The 20,593-nt window shown below is 59.1% G+C and carries 17 protein-coding genes and 1 tRNA gene; 4 read left to right on the forward strand and 14 right to left on the reverse strand.

Annotated features, from left to right (window positions below):
* Positions 1-135: 135 nt before the first annotated feature.
* Both ACP39K_RS17505 and bglF read right to left on the reverse strand, forming a co-directional pair.
* A complete protein-coding gene (locus tag ACP39K_RS17505; RefSeq protein ID WP_147881540.1) occupies positions 136-1,539 on the reverse strand; it encodes a glycoside hydrolase family 1 protein in 1,404 nt (467 codons plus the stop codon).
* Between the two features lie 14 nt (positions 1,540-1,553).
* On the reverse strand, positions 1,554-3,419 hold the full coding sequence (bglF, locus tag ACP39K_RS17510) for a PTS beta-glucoside transporter subunit IIABC (RefSeq protein ID WP_033639037.1): 1,866 nt from the start codon (positions 3,417-3,419) through the stop codon (positions 1,554-1,556).
* 658 nt (positions 3,420-4,077) lie between these two features.
* Between bglF and ACP39K_RS17515 the strand changes: the two genes are divergently transcribed.
* Positions 4,078-4,827 carry an NAD-dependent epimerase/dehydratase family protein gene (locus tag ACP39K_RS17515; protein WP_028127800.1) on the forward strand — a complete coding sequence of 250 codons (750 nt, stop codon included), beginning with the start codon at positions 4,078-4,080 and terminating at the stop codon, positions 4,825-4,827.
* A 34-nt stretch (positions 4,828-4,861) separates the two neighbouring features.
* Here ACP39K_RS17515 and ACP39K_RS17520 read toward each other — a convergent pair whose 3' ends face one another.
* Positions 4,862-6,028 (reverse strand): MFS transporter, encoded by a 1,167-nt coding sequence (locus tag ACP39K_RS17520; protein WP_016929540.1) that lies wholly within the window; start codon positions 6,026-6,028, stop codon positions 4,862-4,864.
* A 380-nt stretch (positions 6,029-6,408) separates the two neighbouring features.
* Between ACP39K_RS17520 and ACP39K_RS17525 the strand changes: the two genes are divergently transcribed.
* A complete protein-coding gene (locus tag ACP39K_RS17525) occupies positions 6,409-7,509 on the forward strand; it encodes an alkene reductase (protein WP_016929541.1) in 1,101 nt (366 codons plus the stop codon).
* A gap of 20 nt (positions 7,510-7,529) precedes the next feature.
* On the opposite strand, the gene ACP39K_RS17530 is transcribed toward ACP39K_RS17525, so the two are convergent.
* The 7 genes from ACP39K_RS17530 to ACP39K_RS17560 form a co-directional block, all read right to left on the reverse strand.
* A complete protein-coding gene (locus tag ACP39K_RS17530; RefSeq protein WP_233496217.1) occupies positions 7,530-8,285 on the reverse strand; it encodes a nucleotidyltransferase domain-containing protein in 756 nt (251 codons plus the stop codon).
* A 1-nt stretch (position 8,286) separates the two neighbouring features.
* The gene (locus ACP39K_RS17535; RefSeq protein WP_048796903.1) at positions 8,287-8,799 is read right to left on the reverse strand and encodes an Mpo1 family 2-hydroxy fatty acid dioxygenase; all 513 of its coding nucleotides are present in this window, start codon (positions 8,797-8,799) and stop codon (positions 8,287-8,289) included.
* A 71-nt stretch (positions 8,800-8,870) separates the two neighbouring features.
* Entirely contained in the window at positions 8,871-9,314 is a 444-nt protein-coding gene (locus ACP39K_RS17540; protein ID WP_234213421.1) for a universal stress protein, read from the reverse strand.
* 21 nt (positions 9,315-9,335) lie between these two features.
* Positions 9,336-10,109: a siderophore-interacting protein gene (locus ACP39K_RS17545; protein WP_048796904.1), complete on the reverse strand. Its 774-nt coding sequence runs from the start codon at positions 10,107-10,109 to the stop codon at positions 9,336-9,338.
* A complete protein-coding gene (locus ACP39K_RS17550) occupies positions 10,090-11,535 on the reverse strand; it encodes an efflux transporter outer membrane subunit (RefSeq protein WP_048796905.1) in 1,446 nt (481 codons plus the stop codon). Before ACP39K_RS17550 ends, ACP39K_RS17545 begins: the two co-directional genes overlap by 20 nt.
* Entirely contained in the window at positions 11,532-12,575 is a 1,044-nt protein-coding gene (locus ACP39K_RS17555; protein ID WP_016929545.1) for an HlyD family secretion protein, read from the reverse strand. The genes ACP39K_RS17550 and ACP39K_RS17555 overlap by 4 nt, the downstream gene beginning before the upstream one ends.
* Positions 12,576-12,616: 41 nt before the next feature.
* A complete protein-coding gene (locus ACP39K_RS17560; protein ID WP_033639044.1) occupies positions 12,617-14,152 on the reverse strand; it encodes an MFS transporter in 1,536 nt (511 codons plus the stop codon).
* A 140-nt stretch (positions 14,153-14,292) separates the two neighbouring features.
* On the opposite strand from ACP39K_RS17560, the gene ACP39K_RS17565 reads away from it, so the two are divergent.
* Positions 14,293-15,195, forward strand: a complete 903-nt coding sequence (locus ACP39K_RS17565) for a LysR family transcriptional regulator (RefSeq protein WP_031299766.1) — start codon at positions 14,293-14,295, stop codon at positions 15,193-15,195.
* A gap of 61 nt (positions 15,196-15,256) precedes the next feature.
* On the opposite strand, the gene ACP39K_RS17570 is transcribed toward ACP39K_RS17565, so the two are convergent.
* Positions 15,257-16,444, reverse strand: coding sequence for a sensor histidine kinase (locus tag ACP39K_RS17570; protein ID WP_497008724.1), 1,188 nt, complete (start codon positions 16,442-16,444; stop codon positions 15,257-15,259).
* The gene (locus ACP39K_RS17575) at positions 16,441-17,139 is read right to left on the reverse strand and encodes a response regulator (RefSeq protein WP_060444939.1); all 699 of its coding nucleotides are present in this window, start codon (positions 17,137-17,139) and stop codon (positions 16,441-16,443) included. Before ACP39K_RS17575 ends, ACP39K_RS17570 begins: the two co-directional genes overlap by 4 nt.
* Before the next feature lie 128 nt (positions 17,140-17,267).
* On the opposite strand from ACP39K_RS17575, the gene ACP39K_RS17580 reads away from it, so the two are divergent.
* Complete coding sequence (locus ACP39K_RS17580) at positions 17,268-18,056, forward strand: MipA/OmpV family protein (protein ID WP_497008725.1); 789 nt, start codon at positions 17,268-17,270, stop codon at positions 18,054-18,056.
* Between the two features lie 937 nt (positions 18,057-18,993).
* Here the strand turns inward: ACP39K_RS17580 and ACP39K_RS17585 are convergent.
* Positions 18,994-19,088 (reverse strand) — tRNA-Sec (locus ACP39K_RS17585).
* A gap of 98 nt (positions 19,089-19,186) precedes the next feature.
* Positions 19,187-20,530 carry an esterase-like activity of phytase family protein gene (locus ACP39K_RS17590; protein ID WP_497008726.1) on the reverse strand — a complete coding sequence of 448 codons (1,344 nt, stop codon included), beginning with the start codon at positions 20,528-20,530 and terminating at the stop codon, positions 19,187-19,189.
* Positions 20,531-20,593 lie beyond the last annotated feature (63 nt).

Raw genomic sequence — 20,593 nt, forward strand, 5'->3', positions numbered from 1 at the left:
GCTTTTCATCATTATTATATTTCTCCGCATAACGGCTGACTGCGGGCAACAGCATTCCCTGGGAGAGAATTTCCCATCATGAACAGCAGCGAATAACGTTAGTTAACGCCCGGCGCTTACCGCCGGGCTGAAGGGTTAGCGTCGGTGTTTCAGGCTGGCGCCGTTGCTGTGGATCACATCGCGGTACCAGTAGAAACTCTTCTTGCGGCGGCGCTCGAGGCTGCCGTTGCCGGCATCGTCCCTGTCGACGTGAATGAAGCCGTAGCGCTTCGACATTTCGGCCTTCGAAGCGCTGACCAGATCGATCGGCCCCCAGCTGGTGTAACCCATCACCTCGACGCCGTCGTCGATCGCTTCCGCCACCTGCACCAGGTGGTCATTGAGGTAGTTGATGCGGTAGTCGTCGTTGATGCTGCCGTCGGCCTCGACGCGGTCTTTGGCGCCCAGCCCGTTCTCGACGATGAACAGCGGTTTCTGATAGCGGTCGTACAGCACGTTGAGCAGGTAGCGCAGCCCGATCGGGTCGATTTGCCATCCCCATTCCGAGCTGGCCAGATGCGGGTTCGGCACCATATCGAGAATGTTGCCGCGCGCCGTCTCATACTGCTCCGGGTCGGCGGTGACGCAGCCGCTCATGTAGTAGCTGAACGAGATGAAATCGATGGTTTCGCGCAGCGTTCGCCGATCTTCCTCGGTGATCGCCACCTGAATGCCGTTTTCACGGAAGAAGCGCTGCATATAGGCCGGGTAATAGCCGCGCGCCTGCACATCGCCGAAGAACAGCCAGTCGCGGTTTTGCCGCTGGGTTTCCAGCAGATCTTCCGGCTTGCAGCTCAGCGGATACAGAATGCCGCCCAGCAGCATGTTGCCGATTTTGCCCCCCGGCACGATCTCGTGGCAGGCCTTCACCGCTTTGGCGCTGGCCACCAGCTGATGGTGGATCGCCTGATAGATGGCGCTCTTGTCGCTCTCCGGCGGCAGGCCGACGCCGGTGAAAGGCGCGTGCAGCGACATGTTGATCTCGTTGAAGGTCAGCCAGTGTTTGACCTTGTGCTTGTAGCGTTCAAACACGGTGCGCGCGTAGCGCTCGAAGAAATCGATGGTGCGCCGATCGCCCCAGCCGCCGTAGCGCTTCACCAGGCCGTAAGGCATTTCATAGTGCGACAGCGTGATCAGCGGCTGAATGCCGTATTTCGCCATCTCATCGAACAGCCGATCGTAAAACGCCAGCCCGGCTTCGTTCGGCGTCTCTTCGTCGCCCTGCGGGAAAATGCGCGTCCAGGCGATCGAGGTGCGCAGGCAGGTGAAGCCCATCTCGGCGAACAGCGCGATGTCCTCCGGGTAACGATGATAGAAATCGATCGCCACGTCCTTGATGCCGCTGTCGCCCGCCGCGCGCGGCGTGATGGCGCCGAAGATGCCCTGCGGCTGCAGATCGGAGGTCGACAGCCCCTTGCCGTCGGCCTGATACGCGCCTTCTACCTGGTTCGCCGCTACCGCGCCGCCCCACAGAAAATGTTGCGGAAACTTGCCGTTCATCGCTTGCTCCTCAATTAACGTAATAAAGTCAGCAGCGGCGCCTGTTCCTGCACCGGAGACAGGCCGCTGGTCAACACGTCCACGTAGTCATCGCTGTTGCTGATGATGATCGGCGTGGTGGTGTCATAGCCGGCGGCATGGATCGCCGCCTGGTCGAACTCGATCAGCAGATCGCCCGGGGCGACCCGCTCGCCTTCCCGCACGTGGGCGGTGAAATGCGCCCCGTCGAGCTTCACGGTATCGATGCCGACGTGGATGAGAATCTCCGCGCCATCGTCCGATTCGATGCCGATGGCGTGTTTGGTTTTGAACAGCGACGCCACGCTGCCGCTCACCGGCGCCACTACGCGCCCCTGCTGCGGCGCGATCGCCACCCCTTTCCCCAGCAGGCCGCTGGCGAAGGTCGCGTCGTTCACCTGATCCAGCGGCACGATGTCGCCGGCGATCGGGCTGAGGATGGTCTGTTTGCGGTTAAGCGGCGCGGCGGCTTCAGGCTGCGCCGTCTCTTCCGCCGGCGCGACGCCGAACAGGTAGCTGGCCAGCGCGGCGAACACGAACGACAGCAGGGTGCCGCCGATCGCGCCCCATACCGTGGCGTCGATGCCGCCGCCGGGGATGATCTGCGCGAAGGTGAATACGCTCACCAGGCCGAACGAGTAAACCGAGGTATGAAAGTAGCCGATCACCGCGCCGCCCAGCGCGCCGCCGATGCAGCCGAAGATGAACGGACGCTTGTTCGGCAGCGTGACGCCATACACCGCCGGCTCGGTGATGCCGAAAATCCCGGCGCCGATGGCCGAAGCGGACAGCGCCCGCAGTTTGGCGTCGCGGGTGCGCAGCATCACGCCCAGCGTGGCGCCGACCTGCCCCATCACCGCCGGCAACAGCAGCGGCACCATGGTGTCGCGCCCCAGCACGCTCAGGTTGTTGATCATCAACGGCACCAATCCCCAGTGCAGGCCGAAGATCACGCACACCTGCCACATCGCCCCCATAAAGGCGCCGGCGATGATCGGGTTAAAGGCGTAAATGCTTTGATAGCCGTTGGCCAGCAGGTGGCTGAGCCAGGTTGCCGCCGGGCCGATCAGCAGGAAGGTCAACGGCACGGTGATCGCCAGGCACAGCAGCGGCGTGATGAAATTGCGCAGCGCGCTGTGGATCACCCGGTTAAACAACGGCTCCAGGCGGCAGGACACCCAGGCCGCAAAGATGATCGGGATCACCGACGAGCTGTAGTTGATGAAGGTCAGCGGAATGCCGAAGAAATACTCGCGCACCGCGCCCGGCTGCTGCGCCGCTTCGAAGGCCGCCATCATCAGCGGATGCGTCAACGCGCCGCCGATCGCCATGGTGACGAAGGGGTTGCCGCCGAATTTTTTTCCGGCGGTGTAGCCGAGCATGATCGGGAAGAAGTAGAACAACGAGTCGCTGGCGGCGAACAGCATTTTGAAGGAGCCGCCGCTCTCCAGCAGCCAGCCGCAGGCCAGGCTCAGCGCCAGGAAGCCTTTCAGGATCCCCGAAGCGGCCATCACCCCGAGCAGCGGGGTAAAAATGCCGGACACCAGATCGATAAAGCGGCTGAGCAGGTTGTCTTTTTTATCGTCCGCATCGCTGCCGTTCGACGCACCGTCAGCCAATCCGCCGACCCGATTGACCGCGTCGAACACCTCCGCCACGTGGTTGCCCACCACCACCTGGAACTGGCCGCCGCTCTCCACCACCATGATGACGCCCGGATTTTTCTTCAGCGCTGCCGCGTTGGCGCGATTGTCGTCGCGCAGCTTGAAACGCAGGCGGGTAGCGCAATGCACCAGGCTTTTCACATTGTCGCGGCCACCGACGCCGGCCAAAATCTCACTGGCTAATGTGTCATATTTCATACGGTTATCCTTAGACTTCGCGTTCTGCCGCTCCCCGCCCCGCACTGGCCTGGCGCTGAGGCGAAATTCGGCGCAAAAAAAAACCTAAACCTCGCGGCCTCTGCCCCATCGGGGAACAGAAACGCGAGGTTTAGGTTTTGCCTGCCGTAGCAGTAACAACCCTAAATCGGTTGAGTTATGACGTTAACACCGCGGATTTTGCCGGGGCAAGGCCTTGCGTCGGCAAATTGCCGAACTGTGATCGGGCGGGCAAAACCGATCTGAGGTATCAAATAAGGGCTGTCGCCCTCTATCGGCTTCAGCGCAGCAGTGATATATCGCGCAGGCGGAATAGAGAGGGGCGGAATATCGCCCGCCTCAGGCAAAACATAAGATTAACTAACCTAATAATTCACTATCAGGCGAAAGCAAAGCGCTCTTCCATCCACTGTCAATCCCCACTTTTTTAGTCACAACCGGCAATCCATAAGGCAAATAGATCGCCAAACTTGATTGCACATCGTTAACATTCCACGATATTCACCCGCGCGAAAATCACCATGCGCAATTGACGATGGCGAAAGAAACATCAGAATGACTAATTAAAACGACTGGACAAAAGTCACGCGGGCGATTATTACTGGTCAACGCGTAATCGATTGTAGGGATGACAGCGGCCATGACGTTGCGGACTGAGTTGGGACGGATTCTGATCACCGGCGCCGGCGGCCGGGTAGCCACGGCGTTTCGCCAGGCGATGGGCGATCGCTACGCGCTGCGCCTGGCGGAACGAGACATCAGCCTGCTGAGCGATCTGCGGCCCGGCGACGAAGTCATCAGCTTCAACATCGCCGATCTCGACGCCTGCCGCGCGGCCTGCGCCAATATCGACACCGTGTTGCACCTGGCGGCCGATCCCTCCCCCGATGCCGACTTTTGCGGTTCGTTGATGGACAACAACATTCTCGGCACCTTCAATATCTTCCGCGCGGCGAAAGACGCCGGCTGCCGCCGGGTGGTGTTCGCCAGCAGCGCGCAGGCGGTGGAAGGCTATCCGCTCGATTACCAAATCCGCCCGGATGACGCGCCGAAACCGAAAAACCTGTACGGCGCCAGCAAGGCGTTCGGCGAAGGCATCGCCGCCTACTTCGCCCATCAGGAAGGGCTTTCCGCCCTGTCGGTGCGCATCGCCAACTTCACCACCCTCAGCCCGGGCGATCGGCTCAGCGCCCGCGACATGAGCGCGTTTCTCAGCCATCGCGACGCCGCCGATCTGCTGGAGCGCTGCATTCGTGTCGAAGGGGTGCAATATGCGGTGGTGCACGGGGTTTCCAATAACCGCTACACGCGTTTATCGCTGGAAGAGACCCGTCGCCTGCTCGGCTACGCCCCGCAGGACGATGCGTTCAGCCTGCTCGGCTTTGAGTGAGCGCGGCGGGGAACCCCGCCGCACGCTGTCGTTTTTAACCGTTGACGTAGGCCACTTTTTCGGCCTGACGATGGGTGAACAGCACCAGCAGCAGCGCCAATCCGGCAATAATCGCCCCCATCACCGGTACGAAGCTGTATCCCAGCCCGGCGGAGACTACCGCGCCACCGGCGGCGGCGCCCAGCGCATTGCCCAGGTTAAAGGCGCCGATATTGACCGAAGACGACAGCCCCGGCGCTTCACTGGCGACGCGCATCACGCGCATCTGCAGCGGCGGCACCACGGCAAAGGTCGCCGCGCCCCAAATCACCATGCTGACCGCGGCGCCGATTTCACTGCGCGCCAGGAACGGGATCACCAGCATAATGACCACCAGCAGCAACAAGAAGCCTTTTAGCGTCGCGCTTTCGGAGCGGTCGGCTAACTTGCCGCCGAGGTAGTTGCCGATGGAGAAACCGACGCCGATCAACACCAGCATGGACGTCACGAACAGCGGTGTCGCATCGGTGATGTGCTGCAACACCGGCGAGATATAGGTATAGAGCGTGAACATCGCGCCCGCGCCCAGCACGGTCGTCAGCAAGGCGGACAGCACCTGTGGGCGCACCAATACCGACAGCTCGCGTTTCACATCCGGACGCGCGCCGGCGCTGCCTTTCGGCAACGAGAACCACAGCCCCAGCATGGCGATCACGCCCAGCCCGGCCGTCGCCAGAAACGACATGCGCCAGCCGATGGTTTCACCCAGCCAGGTCGCGGCGGGCACCCCGCCGATATTGGCGATGGTCAGGCCCATAAACATGGTCGCCACGGCGCTCGCCTGTTTCTCCTTCGGCACCACGCTGGCGGCCACCACCGAGCCGAGGCCAAAGAACGCGCCGTGGTTCAGGCTGGTGATGATGCGCGACAGCATCAGGGTGGTGTAGTCAGGCGCAACGGCCGACAGCACGTTACCCAGGGTAAAGATCGCCATCAGGAAGATCAGCGCGCTTCTGCGTGCCCGGTGAGAAAGCAGCAACGTCATCAGCGGTGCGCCGACCATCACGCCGACGGCGTAGGCGCTGATCAACATGCCGGCCATCGGGATGGAGACGTCCACCCCTTTGGCGATGGTCGGCAGCAACCCCATCGGGGAAAACTCGGTCGTGCCGATGCCGAACGCCCCCACCGCCAGGGCTAATAAGGGAAAGTTAATTTTCATTAAACAACTCCGGTTAACCGCTGCCGAAGCGCGGGAAAGTTAAGATGCCAAAAGTATGACATTGATCACACCAAAGATAAGCAGGCGGGAGGCTAAAAGACTTTTGCGATTTTGTTAAAAATCGTGGGGGAAAACAGCAGCCGACTCTATCTTAACCACGCACCGACAGGCAATAGCCGCCGTCGCCCGAGCGCACATCGGGTTCATTCTCGCCACCTGCGGCAAGCCGCCATATCGGCCCGCCGGCGGCTACCGCAACTATTGAACACAGAGCAAAAGTGTTTTGTTATTGTGCGCGTTTTTAGAATTAAACGACGAAATATAATGGCCTCAGTAAAACATCAAGGCCCTACGGCCCAATACACACAGAGGGAAGCGCCATGCTTTTTGACTCGTATTCTTTAAACGGTTTATCGCTGAACAATCGCATCGTCATGCCGCCCATGACCCGCTCTCGGGCCGGCGCCGGCGACGTCGCCACCGACATGATGGCTGAATATTATGCCCAGCGCGCCAGCGCCGGGCTGATCGTCAGCGAAGGCACGCAGATTAGCCAGCAAGGCCAGGGTTATGCCTGGACGCCCGGCATTTACACCCCGGAACACATCGCCGGTTGGAAAAAAGTCACCGACGCCGTACATCAGGCCGGCGGCAAGATCTTCGCGCAGCTTTGGCACGTCGGCCGCGTGTCGCATACCATTCTACAGCCTGACCACGCCGCGCCGGTCTCCTCCTCCGCCATCCAGGCCGACGGGGTCAAAGTGTTCGTGGATGTCGAAGGCCGCGGGCCGGAACATGGCGTGGGTGAAATGGTGCAACACTCCGCACCGCGCGCCTTAACCCGGGAAGAAATTCCGGCGATCGTCAATGACTACGCTCAGGCGGCCCGCAACGCCATCGCCGCCGGTTTCGACGGCGTAGAGCTGCACGGAGCGAATGGCTATCTGATCAATCAGTTTATCGACTCGCGGGAAAACCAGCGCGACGACGAATACGGCGGTTCACTGCAAAACCGCCTGCGTTTCCTGCGGGAAGTGGCGCAGGCGGTAGCGGACGCCATCGGCAAAGAGAAACTGGGCGTGCGCCTGGCGCCGCTGACCACCCTGATGGGCTCGCAGGACGATACCCCGGAAGCCACCTATCTGGCGGCGGCCAGCGTGCTGAACGATATCGGCGCCGCTTATATTCACATCGCCGAAGCGGACTGGGATGACGCCCCGGTAATGCCAGCGGCGTTCAAAGAATCGCTGCGTCTGATCTTCCGCGGCACGCTGATTTACTCGGGCAAATACACGCGTGAACGCGCTGAAGAAGCGCTGGCCAAAGGCTGGGCGGATCTGATCGGCTTCGGCCGCCCGTTCATCGCCAACCCGGATCTGCCTCACCGCCTGCAACACGGGCTGGCGCTGAATGCGCCCATCAAAGAGAAATTCTTCGGCGGCAGCCGGGAAGGCTACACCGATTATCCGACGATCGGTTAACGAGCGCCGACAACGCCGGCTCAAGCCGGCGTTATTTTTTTCTGAGCTTCGATCCAGTCAAGAAATCGCATCATTCTGTCGCTAAAATCCGCGTCATTCGCCTCCCCTGCCGCGTGCGCTAACCAATAGTTCATTTCATCGCGCTGCTCTGCATAAAGCGCCAACAGCTGTTCGGCATAGTCGGTTAGCGTTATCGGCCAGAACGGGCTTCCCTCGGCGCGCAACATATTGGTGGCGCGGATCAGCTTTCTGGCCGCTTCGCGCTTTAAGCGCCTCTCATCCGATACCGTCCTTGCCTGCAGCAGTTGCTCCCGATAACGCGCCAACACGGGCCGTAAATCGGCATTGACCGCCAGCGCGATGCGCCGATCGGGCCGAAACAGCGGAAAAGCGGCGGACAGGTCTTCGCCCCACAGGCATCGGCAGTGATGCTTCAGCCAAAATCCCCAGGAATCATGATGCTCCGGTGCCAACGCTTCATCAACGTTGCCGATGTCAACGTCGACCTTGCTCACGATCCGCTGCTCCAGCTGAAAGGCTTGCCGCCACGCCTCAAGGCGCTGCAACGCCCCGCTATCGGCCGGCTTGATGAGCAACAGCGTGATGTCCAGATCGGACACGCCGGGAAGGGCTTCGCCGCGCGCGACGCTGCCGTAGAGGTAAATGCTGTGGATGAGCGCCGGGAATTGGCGCGGCAGCCCTGCCGTCAGCGCCTCCAGCAACGGGATAAAAGCCTGCTGCAGCGGACATGCCGTCACCGTGGGAATCCACGCCACCTCATCCCCTCCCATTGCGCACTTTGCCCGCGCGCATTTCGATGCTCCGCTGCAATGCGCGCAGCCCGCCGGCCAGGAAACAGGCTTCCGCCAGCACGAACAACGGGCCGATGATCAGGCCCGTCACGTCGTCCATAAACGCCGGCTTTCGTCCCTCCCAGAAATGCCCGACAAACTGAAACAGCCAGCCGATGACGAAGCCGCCGATGCCGACGCTCAGCCACGCCGCCGTCGACAGCGACGCCACCCAGGCGCCGAACGCGAGGCACAGCAGCAGCAACGCCAGCATCATGACGCCAAGACGCAGGCTCAGCCGCAGGTAATAGAGGGCCGACACGATAACCGCCGCGCAGGCCGGCGAAAACGGCAGCCATCCCGCGCCCCATGCCGGCCGGGAGAGCAGCGTCAGCAGGCTGACGACGATCAGCGGGATGCCGATAAAGTGCGTGACGATATTGCGCGCATCGCGGTGATAGGCGGCATAAGCGGCAAGGTGATCTTCCAGACTTCGCATGTTGACCTCCGGTATGTGCGGCCTTCGTCGCCGAACGCGCGCAGCCGCATGCGGCTGCCCTTATCCATAGCTTAGCGCGGGATCACCAATACCGGTTGACCGATCTCATCCAGCAGGCCGCGCGTGACGGAAGCGTTCAGCCAGCGCCCCAATGAAGACAGGTGGCGGTGCGAGATGATCAACAGATCGCAGTTGAACAGCGCCATCTGTTCCGGGATCACTTCGATGGGCGACCCCGCGGCCAGCAAGCCCTGGGCATTGAAGCCCTGCTGTTTCAGCGCCCGCGTCACCTGCCCGACCTGCTTTTCCGCCAGCGCCTCTTCCCGCTGGGCGGCGGGATACTCCTCGCGCTCACCGCTGTCGAAACGCAGGCCGCTGCGGCTGAGCGTGAAGGCATTGTCCACCACCGTCAGCACGATCACGCCGCCGATGCTGCCTTGCAGGCGCGCCATAAATTCCAGGGCGTTGCCGCTGTGTTCAAAGCAATCCACCGCCAATAACACTCTCTCAATCATAACCATCCTCATTCGCCCGAGTTAAATCGCGCCCTTGAAATTGGCTTCGCCCTTTTTCCAATAACCTTTGGCAAACAAGGCGGCGCGGGAGATGCCCATTTCGTTGATAAAACGCGCCTTCAGATAGGCGGCGACCTGGTGCTCACAGGCCAGCCACACCTGCCCTTCGCCGGCCGGCAGCTCGCAATGGCTGACGGCCTGCACCAGCGGGCTGTTCATCACGCTGTCGAAATGTCGGGTGCGGATTTGCCAGCTGTTCACCTGCAAAAAGGAGCAATCGACGTCCTGGATCTCCTGCGCATCGCCCACTTCGGCGAACCACAGCACCGGCAACGGATCGGAGAGCGAGGCGAGAATGGTGCGCATGGCGGGCAGCGCGGTCTCATCACCCAGCAACAGCAGCCAGCGAGTTTGCGGCAATAGCCGAAAGCCGCCGGAGCAAGGGCCGGCGAACCCCAGCTTGTCGCCCGGCATCGCGTCGCGCGCCCAGTTCGACGCCGGGCCTTCGCCGTGCAGCACCATATCGATATCGAAGGTGCGGGCGAGTTTGTCGATGCCGCTCAGGGTGTAGGCCCGCCCGGCCAGCGTGTCGCGCCACGGGAAGAATATCTTGACCCAACTGGCCGGCTCCTGCGCGCGCGGATCGGCGATAAACTTATCCACATCGTCGCCGCTCAACGTGATGCGGCGGATCCGAGCGGTGACTTGCCGCACGGCGCTCACCCGGGCCTCCCGTTTGCGGCGGGTGTCCCTTTCCAGCATCTCGTCGACAATCTTATTCAGCGTGTTGTGCATCAGCCTTCTCCTGTGGCGCCGCAGACGGGTAGGTGTGTTCCCAGCCGCCGCCCAGCGCTCGATAGATATTCACCACGGCGATCGCCGTCTCCTCCTCTGAAACAATTTGCGCGGACTGCAGATCCAGCAGCGCACGCTGCGTGCTCAGAACGTGGATAAAATCGCTGGCGCCGTTCAGATAGCTGTCGCGCGCCAGCGCAAACGCGTGCCGGTTGGCGGCCAGCGCCTCGGCCAGGTGTGTCTGGCGGCGCTGCTGGGCGCGATAGCCGGAAAGCGCGTCGTCGATCTCGTGCCAGGCGCGCAGCACCGTTTGCTGGTAGGCGATGGCCATTTCCTGCTGCCGGTATTCGCTCAGGCGCACCCGCTGGGTGATTTTCCCCCCGTCGAACAGCGGCAGATACAGGGCGGGGCCGATGGCGAAGGTATGCGTGGACCAACTGCCCATATCCGCCAGCGCCAGCGCCTGATAGCCCGCGTTGCCGGTCAGCGTGATGCGCGGATAGTAGTCGGCGGTGGCGACGCCGATCTCGGCGGTCGCCTGATGCAAACGCGCCGCCGCTTCGCGAATATCCGGCCTGCGCAGCGCCAGATCCGACGGCACCCCCATCGGCACCGCGCGCGCCAGCGTCGGCAGCGGCCCCGTCGGCGACAACATCGCTTTCAGCGCGCCAGGCCGCTCGCCCAACAGCAGGCTGATGGCGTTGATCAAGCGTTCCTGCCTATCGAACAGCGTCGGCAGCAGGGCATCCACCTGCGCCAACTGCACCTGCGCCTGATCGATATCCAGTTCGTTGCCCGCGCCGCTTTGATAACGGCTTTGCGTCAGCTGCAGCGTGCGCAGCGCCGTGGCGCGGTTTTCCTGCGCCACCGCCAGCTGCTGCTGCGTGGCGCGCAGACGCAGATAGTCGCTCGCCACCTCCGCCGTCACCGACGTCAGCAGCGCGCGCCGATTCTCCTGCGAAGCGGCGAAGCCGGCGCGCGCGCTTTCCGATGCGCGACGCAGCTTGCCCCACATGTCCAGCTCCCAGGTGGCGCTGAATCCGCCGCGCCAGAGGTTATAATCCGCCTCTCCGCCGTTGCCGGACGGATCCATGCTGCCCACCGAGGTGGCGCGCTGGCGCTGATAGGCGCCGTCCAGGCTCAGATCCGGCATCAGCGCCGCCTCTGTCACGCCCAGCAAGGCGCGGCTTTGCTGCATGCGCGCCGTGGCGAGCTGCAGATCCAGGTTGCCGGCCGCCACGCGCTGCACCAGCTGCGACAGCGGCGCATCGTTGAATATCGACCACCAGGCCACCGGCAGCGCCCCGCCGCCGGCCTGCTCACCCCAGCTCTCGGGCAGCGCGCTCTGCGGCCGAGCGTAGTCCGGCCCTACCGCCCGGCAGCCGCTCAGCGCCATCAACAGCAGCGGGATCACGGCTCTGTTCATTGCAGGCCCCCGTCCAGCGTATTGATGCTGACGTCCGCAGACATGCCGACGCGCAGGGCGCTCAACAAAGCGGCGTGCTCTTTGTTGATATCAAATACAATTTTCACCGGGATGCGCTGCACGATCTTGGTGAAGTTGCCGGTGGCGTTCTCCGGCGCCACGGCCGCGAAGCTGACGCCGGAAGCCGGCGCGATGCTGTCCACCTGCCCTTTCAGCGTTTGGCCGGGAAAGGTATCGATATGGATGTCTACCGACTGCCCGTGCGCAATGTTTTCCAGCTGGGTTTCCTGGTAGTTGGCGATGATGTACAGCTTGTCCTGCGGCACGATGGCCAGCAGCGCATCGCCCGGTTTGACGAACTCCCCGACCCGCAGGCTTTTCTTGCCGATCACGCCGCCGATCGGCGCGGTGATGCGGGTGTAAGACAGATTCAGTTCGGCCATCGCTTTCTTCGCCTGCGCCAGCATCAGCTCGGCGTCGCTGTCCGCCAGCTTGGCTTGCAGCACCTGCTCCATGTTTCGCGCCGCTTTGAGCGTCGCCTCCGCCTGCGCCACATTGGCGGAAAGCGTGTGCACTCGCGTTGTCGCCTGCTGCGCCGCCTGCTGCGACCCCGCGCCGCTGCTGGCCATTCTCTGGTAGCGGTTCTGCTCCTGGCGCGCAAACGCCAGCTCCGCCTGCGCCGCCTGTCGCTCCGCCAGCGCGGCGGCGATCAGCGCGCTCTGCCGGGTGAGGTTGGCCCTGGCGTCGTCCTGCCGGGCGCGGGCGGATTGCTCCTGCGCCGTCGCCTGCGCCAGCGCGACGTTGAATTCACGCGGGTCGATCACCGCCAGCAATTCCCCCTGTTTGACCCACTGGTTGTCTCTGACCAACACCTGCGCAATTTCACCGGCAATCTGCGGAGAAATACGCGAGATATCGGCGCGAATATAGGCATCATTGGTATTCTGCTGTGTCTCTTTAATAAAGAACTTATTCATTATTAACCCCAGCGTAATGACGGCAACCGCCAATACGGCGACGGCGACTTTCTTGTTAGCCATAAAAGTGACTCCACTTAATATTTATTTCTGATGATAAAATGTCAGGCGGCGACCGAACGCGGCGGATAAATACGGGTCGGCATAACTAAAATCAGCGCGGTCAGTAATAACGCCAGGCCGGCAACCAACAAATAAAGATCGGCGCTGGCCAGCACGTGGCCCTGCCGGGCGGCAAGCTGCGCCAGCTGCTCCGCCGATCCCGATGCGCGGCTGTAGGCCGAGCCGAAGCCGTCGGCAATCGTGCCGGCGTGATAGTCCCCGCGCTGTCGGCTGAGCAGCGCGATGGCGCCGCCGGCCGCGGTGGCGGCGAAACCCTTCACCGCGTTGAACCAGGCCGCCGCAAACGGCCCGTCGGTCGGCAACAGTCCGCCGGTCGCCTGCATCAGCAGGGGGATGATCGCCATCGGTTGCGCGACCGCCTGCAACAGCGCGATAACGCGAAACGTATCGCCGTTCCATTCCGGCGTCAGCTGGGCGGCCAGCACGCAGGCGGTGGCCATCAACAGCAGGCTGATCGCCAGCACCCAGCGGCAATCCACCCGCGGCGTATTGCAAATAATGGCGACAATCGGCAGCGTAATTAATTGCGGCAACGCCACCCACAGCATTAAGTCGGAAGTTTGTTCCTGACGATAGCCCTGAATCGCAGATAAATATCCCGACGTAATATTGACCAGCGACACCATAATTAACAGCACGCCACCCAGCGTAATTAAGGAGAAGGACAAATTCTTTTTGCTTAATAGCTGCAAATTGAAAAAAGGCAGCGGGTGATACCATTCGTTAATCAGAAATAATGCCAATAACCCGATGCCGCCCAACAATAAAACGTAGATCAGCGGTGAGTTCAGCCAGTCGAGGCGCTCCCCCTGTGAGATGCCCATCGTCAGCATGCCGAGCGCCATGCCGCCGAGCAGCAGACCGCGCCAGTTGAACTGCCGCAGGCGCTCCAGCCGCAACGGATCCTGCGGCAGACCGTAGCCGATACACACAGCGGCGATCGCCATCAGCGGCAGGTTCCAGTAGAAGTACCCGCTCCAACCCCAGTGAAAGGCAAAGGCGGCAGCGGTGGCGCCCAGCGTAGCGCTCCAGGCCGAGACCCAGCCGTAGGCGCCCAGCCCCAGCACCTTGATCAGCGGCGGCATAAAACGCAGCACCACCGTCATCAGCATCGGCGGCAACGCGCCGCCGGCGAAGCCCTGCAGGCTGCGCACCGCCAGCAGCACGCCATACTGTTCTCCCAACCAGGGCGTCAGCAGCCCACCGGCCAGGTAAAGGCCGCACATCGTCAACGCCACCCGGCGCAGCGAAAAGGTTGGCCAAAAACAGGGCGTGAACCCGGAACCGATCACAAAGCCGGTGACGTAACAGGTGGTCAGCCAACTGCCGGCATCGAAGCTCAGCAGCATGCCGCCCTGTATATCCGCCAGCGCGAACTTGCTGGCGTTTTCCCCCACGCCGCTGGCCATCACCGCCAAAAACACGCCGAACAGCCCCAGCCAGGTGCGGCCGTTGATTTCACCGGCGCTGGCGAGCCATCGATTTTTGTGGTGCGGCGTAACAGACACCTCAACCATTCCCCACTCCTGCTGTTTCAGCCTCAATCTTTGTTGTCGTGGGCAGTATCCGGACTTATTTCGATTGTTTAAAATGAAATGATGTAATTAACTAGTTGCACAAAACGCAATCCATTGAGCGCGCCACCACCGGAGAGTCCATGCCGCAAAAAATTGATTTCAACCTGATCTATGCGCTGAATCTGCTGCTGGAAGAAGGGAGCGTGAGCGGCGCCGCCGAAAAGATGAATCTGAGCGCGCCGGCGATGAGCCGCATTCTGGGGCGCATCCGCCGGCAGTTCGACGATCCGATCATGGTCAGGGCCGGCAAGCATCTGGTGCCGACGCCGCGCGCGCTGGAGTTGAAACGCCAGCTCGGCGAGATCATCGAGCAGGCCGCCGCGCTGATCGCACCGAATGATGCGTTCGAACCCGGCAAGCTGACCCGAACCTTCACCATTCGCGCCAACGACATTTTTATCGGCGCGCTGGCGGGCGGCTTGCTGGAGACGCTGCGGGACATGGCGCCGTTAAGCGGCCTGAAGTTTATCGCTGAAAGCGACGGCGAGGATGACGCGCTGCGCAGCGGCAAGGTGGATCTGGTGATCGGTTCCTCACGCGACTGGCATCCGGAAATCAAGACGCAGAGCCTGTTCACCAGCACCTTTCAGGCGCTGGTGCGCCCTGGGCACCCAATCATCGGCCGGGTAACGCCCGAAACCCTGACCCATTACCCGCATATCAGCGTCTCCCGCCGCGGGCGCACGCAGGGGCCGATCGACGACGCGCTGCGCGATCTCGGCCTGCAGCGCAACGTCGCCCTGACCCTGCCGGGCTTCCATTCGGCGATGATGCTGACCATGAAATCGGACTTTATCCTGCCGCTGCCGCGCCATGTGCTGCAAGGGGTGAGCAACATCCACCTGCCGTTGGCGGAGATCGAGCTGCCGCTCGAGCTGGAATCGGTGTTTATCGTGCAGGCCTGGCACCCGCGCCTGGATCGCGATCCGGCGCATCGCTGGCTGCGGCAGACCATCAAACAGTTCTTTTTGCAGCGGGAGTGAGGGGCTTCGCCGCCCATAATGCCTCCTGCAGCGTATTGCGGCACTGCCGCCAGAAGCCTCGCTAGAGGTGAGCCGCGCCCTGCGCCGGCAGGGGCAAGTTTATGGTGATTAACAGCCCTTTGCCGGCCGGCAGACTGGCTGTTATTGTTCCGTGATGGGCAACGCAAATCGCCTTCGCAATGGAGAGCCCGAGCCCGCTGCCGCCGGAATCGCGCGCGCGGGATGTTTCACCGCGAGTGAAACGCTCAAACATCTGCGGCAAATAATCCTGTGCAACGCCAGGCCCCGTATCTTGAAAAGCCAACACGATTTCCTGCGTTGTCCGTTCGAGACAAATGCGCATTCGATCGCCCTGGCTACAATAACGAAGCATATTTTCGATAAGTATACTGAATACCTGACCTACCCTGAATTCATCCCCAATAAAATCAAACTGCCCGCTCTCCTTGATGGAAATGGACATGCCCGCTGCCTCCAATTGAGGCTTGAGCCATGCCACTCTTTCCTTTAACACGTTGTTGATAGTGAAAACGTTTTTACTCAACTTCAGTTGGCCCGCACTGGCCAGGGAGAGGAAATACAGATCTTCGGTAAGGTAACTCAGATTTTTTAATTGCGTCATGACCATATTCAGCTGTGCCTGACTCGCAGGAAAAACGTCGTCTATCATGCCTTGAAGACGGCCCATAGCCCCGGTCAACGGTGAACGCAGCTCATGAGCCAAAGCGACATGCGACGCCTTTATCTCACGTTCGTACAAAGCGAGCTTGTTAACCATTTCATTGAAATTTATTGAGAATCTTATAATTTCATCAGGACACACCTGAACCAGCTCGGCTTGTTGCTTAAAATTCCCCTGAGCCACAATTTCCGCAACGTCGGTGAGATTGCGAAATTGGGCGGTAAGAGGACGTGCGATGCGCACGCACATCAACGTTATCAATGGAACGACAACGATCAGAAAAATAAGCAGCCACCCCCAATTTAAAGAAGTCAGCGAAGGCGTGCTGTAATCCAGTCCCCAATATGTATCGACGATCTCATGGAACGCATCTATATCCAGATTCGGATTTTCTCGCAGCATCAAGAATCTCTCGTAAACAGATGCCGGCATTTCATGAATGACATAAAAGTACTGGGCAGCAAAAATACCCCACATTGCAAGAATAATGGTAAAAAGCGTCACGATGGCGACAATGACGATGCGAACAGACACCCAAAACAAAAGAGACTTATTTTTGCTCTTCATGATTTGCAAAACCGATAGCCAACGCCGCGCACGTTAAAGATCACGTTATCAACGCCTGCCGCTTCAAGTTTTCGTCTTAAATTATAAACATGTGTATCCACCACTCTTTCGAGCGCATCACTCTCAGGTAAACATTTTTCAAGCAAAAGCTGGCGGCTTAGCGGCCTCGTTGAAGCTTTCATCAACGTGCTGAGAATGGAAAACTCGGTTAATGTTAAATCCAGCGAGAGAGCGCCGCTCTCGCCCGTTGCCACCCTCGCCACCATATTAGCGAGATCCAGTTCGAGCCGTTCCCAACGCAATATTTCTTCGCCTACCAGCTGATTCCCGCCGCTTCGCCTTAACACTGCCTGCACGCGAGCCATAACTTCGCCGGGGTTATAGGGTTTAACAATATAATCATCCGCACCATAGCGAAGCGCGCCTATTTTATCATGAGGCTCCCCCATCGCCGTGATCATGATAACCGGCGTATTCACCTTGCGCCTGAGAGACGCCAATATCTCAGTGCCGTTCATATCAGGCAACATAACATCTAATAATATGAGGTCGGGCTTCCAGCTTAACGCCGTATTTAAACCAATCAATCCATTTCCCACCACTGCGACATGATAACCCTCACGCCTAAGATAGGCCTCCAGCACATTTGCCGCATCGATATCATCTTCAATGACTAAAACTCGTTTATTTTGCATATCATCCCACCTGAAGGTTCTTGGTTATTTATTGATTATTAATTGACGGTTAATTGACAAATCATCGGCATACTCCGCCTTGCGTGAAAAGTCTTATCATACCGACACACATAATAAAGAGGCTCATAATGTTAGAAAGTAAAATGCTTAAAAATACGTTGGTTCTGCTGATAATATCCAGCATTTCCCCCAGCTATGCAAGTGATAACGATAAAAGTGGAACGGCATTTACCGTAAGTTTTGGTGCGGTATCATCGCCAAAATACAGCGGTTCAAATGAGCAAACCTGGGGAGCCGCACCGCAATTTCATTACCAACAAGATAATTTCTTTGTCGATTCAATGAATGGTGCTGGTTTTCGTTTTCAAAGCGAAAACGGTTTATATTTCATTCCAACGATAGGCTATGATTCTGGGCGAACCGATGAAGATTTAGGTTGGCGTAAAGGCTCAGACGCGCTGAAAGGCATGGGAGATGTCTCGGCAACTGTTAATACGGGCCTAACCTTAGGATGGGCGGTAACGCCCTGGCTGGTGTTGGAAGGGAAAGCCACTCTGCCGCTGAGTGATGGCCAAGGGATATCTTACGCGACCTCCGTCGATTTCATTCCTATTCTGGATGAAGAGGATACCGTGGCGTTTAAAATCAGCGCATTATTTGCAGACTCTCGTTATATGAACACCTGGTACGGGGTCAACAGTACGCAAAGCGCAAACTCAGGTTACTCCCGCTATAACAGCGCAGGCGGCTATTACGGCACCGACGTGAGCCTGACGTGGGCGCATCAGTTTAACGAAAACTGGGGCGGATGGTTTGGCATCAACCATACCTGGCTCGGGGATAACGCCGCCAATAGCCCTATCGTTAAACAAAAGGAGGGAACAAGCGGCGTCGTGGCAATAAGTTATACATTCTAAGCCAGTACAAAAACCTGAAGCTGCAAAGTGACGTTCAGAAGAGTAATGGGACTTTAAAGATCCCTCACTCAACAGCTTGCTGTAATTAAAGTTTCATTACTCTTCAACCAACAATTCAGGAAAATGTAACTGATGAAGTTAAAAACTGGGATTTTAACGCGATTTTAAAACGTTTTAGTAAAGGTTTAAATATATAAAACTTGGGGGCATTAACGCATTGCGGTACATCATGAGAAGAGCACGACTTGAAATCACAGGTTATTGCACTTGCTCCGTTGCCGAGTATGCCAATACCGCTTTGAATGCCGAAGCATAGCCTTTCATGGCAATGAATCGCGGTGATGAATATTGATGCCAATAAAAAAATTAACGACATGGTTTTCACGAGGCCTTCCTCATTACAGTTTAACTGTCTTGAATGGTTTATTAACCAAAAGGAAAGCATGCCAAAAAATCATCAACCCACTGTCAATCCACTGCAAAGAAACGCTCAACATGGCGCCAAAGTGAAAATACCCCGACCTTCCAGCCCCGGATAGTCGGATTAAATAAGCAGTTGTTAATTTTCTGCAAAATGAATCAGACGTTATCAAACCGAGAGTCGATACCGCAAAAACAGGATGAGTTTATGTTTCTAAAGATTGCCTATTACCTTTTAACCCTATCATCAACGCTTGCGTTATCCGGCTGCGTTTCGCTTTTCTAACCGTCAGAGGCCTAAATGAAGTCACTCATTTACATTTCTATTCTGTCATCCATTTTTTTACTCAGCGGCTGTTTATCCATCGGTACGCACCTATTCAATAAGTAGCCGTAATAATCCCTCGCGCAGCCGGACAATCTCATTGTCTGGCTGCAAGATCTCATATCCATTCAGATGGACGGTCATGTAAGTTGCAAAACTCGGCTAACACAGAAGAGCAAGGGAGACGATGATTGGCGGAAGATCACAGGAGTCGAACCTGCCCAGGACCGCTGGCGGCCCCAACCGGATTTGAAGTCCGGCCGCCCCACCGGGGACGAGGATCTTCCTTGGAGAAGAGAAGAAGCAAGGCGCTGATTATAGCGCAGTTTGTTCGCTGCGCTAAGCGGGAAATGGCGGCCGCCGGCGATTCGGCGGCCGGGGAGCGCTACTTCAGGAAATCCTTCACGTCCAGCAGGATGAACTCGTTGTCATCCGCCATATTGGGCTGGCGGCTGGAGGAGAACGGGAAGTTGTTGTCGTTGCCGACGATGATGTGGTTGGCATCCACCACGTCCACGTTCTCAATAGTGAAGAACGGGAAGGTCAGCACGCCGTCGTTCAGCGGCTTGCGCGCCAGCTTGTCCGGATCCTGAATGTTCATCAGGTCGATATAGCCCAATTTTTCGACCGGTTTGCCGACGTTGGCCTCCGAGAAGGCGATTTTATACACCCGCTTGAACTTGGCCACCTGGCTGAAGCAGTTGTCGGTTGGCGCGCCGGCGGCGCAGGCTTTATCCGGCGTGCCTTCGCCGTTGTCGCGCTCAATCACCAGCCCGTGGGTGGCGTCGATCATGTTGAAATCGCCGATGGCGTTCTGGTTGTCTTCCAGCACGTACTGCCAGCTGCGGCCGGTCCAGGCCTGCTGTTTGACGTCGAACTCCAGCACCCGCAGGTAGCGTTTGCCGCCGACGTTCTCGAACTGCTCGCCGTCCCACAGCGCCCCTTCCAGCAGCGGATACAGCTTGCTGCCGTCCGGCGAGGCGGCCATGCCTTCAAAGCCTTTGGAACGCGCCACCTGGAAGTTCTGTTTGCCGTCCGGCGCGCCCGGCAGGGTCAGCGTCGGGTTGTCCGGCGATTTCACCACCTTGCCGTCCACCTGGGTGTCGAACACCGCCAGCACCTTGCCGTTCAGGTCGGCCTTGATCAGGTAAGGCCCGAACTCTTCACCGATCCACAAGGCATCATCGGCAAACTGGAAGCTTTCCGGATCGAAATCGCTGCCGGTCAGATAGCGCTTCTCGGTGCTCTCGTTGATGATGTGGAACGGCACCTTTTTATCCGGATCGTGCAGGAACACCGTCTTCAGCGGCGCGACCGTGCCGTCTTTGAAATCGATTTTGTAGTGGTTGAGGTACAGCATGGCGTCCGGGGAGTTGGCCTTGCTGCCGAAACCGTTGTCGGTCAGCACCCAGTAGGTGCCGTCGGGCATGTGTTTGATGCCGGAGTGGCCCTGCAGCGGTTGGCCGTTGATTGGCAGGCCGATGCCGGTCAGGCGATCGGCGGATTTGCCCGCCACGCTGCCCAGCTCGGTGACGCGTTTGCCGCTGGTGTATTTACCGCTCTGCTGCAAATCGCTCGGCGCATCCTTCGGTGTGGAAACGGCGGATTTCACCGGCAGCAGCGCATGCCCCGCCAGCGTCGCCTGCACCGGCTGCGCCTCAGCCCACAGGTTGGCGCTCAGCGCCATGCAGCCGACCAGCAGCGCCAGCCGGGTTTTGGTGTTGTGCATGTCATTGTCCCTTTTCGTTGTTATCGCCCAGAAGTAAAAGCAACGTCACTATAGGGAGCGGCA

It is taken from the genome of Serratia sp. EC4, from assembly GCF_059652115.1.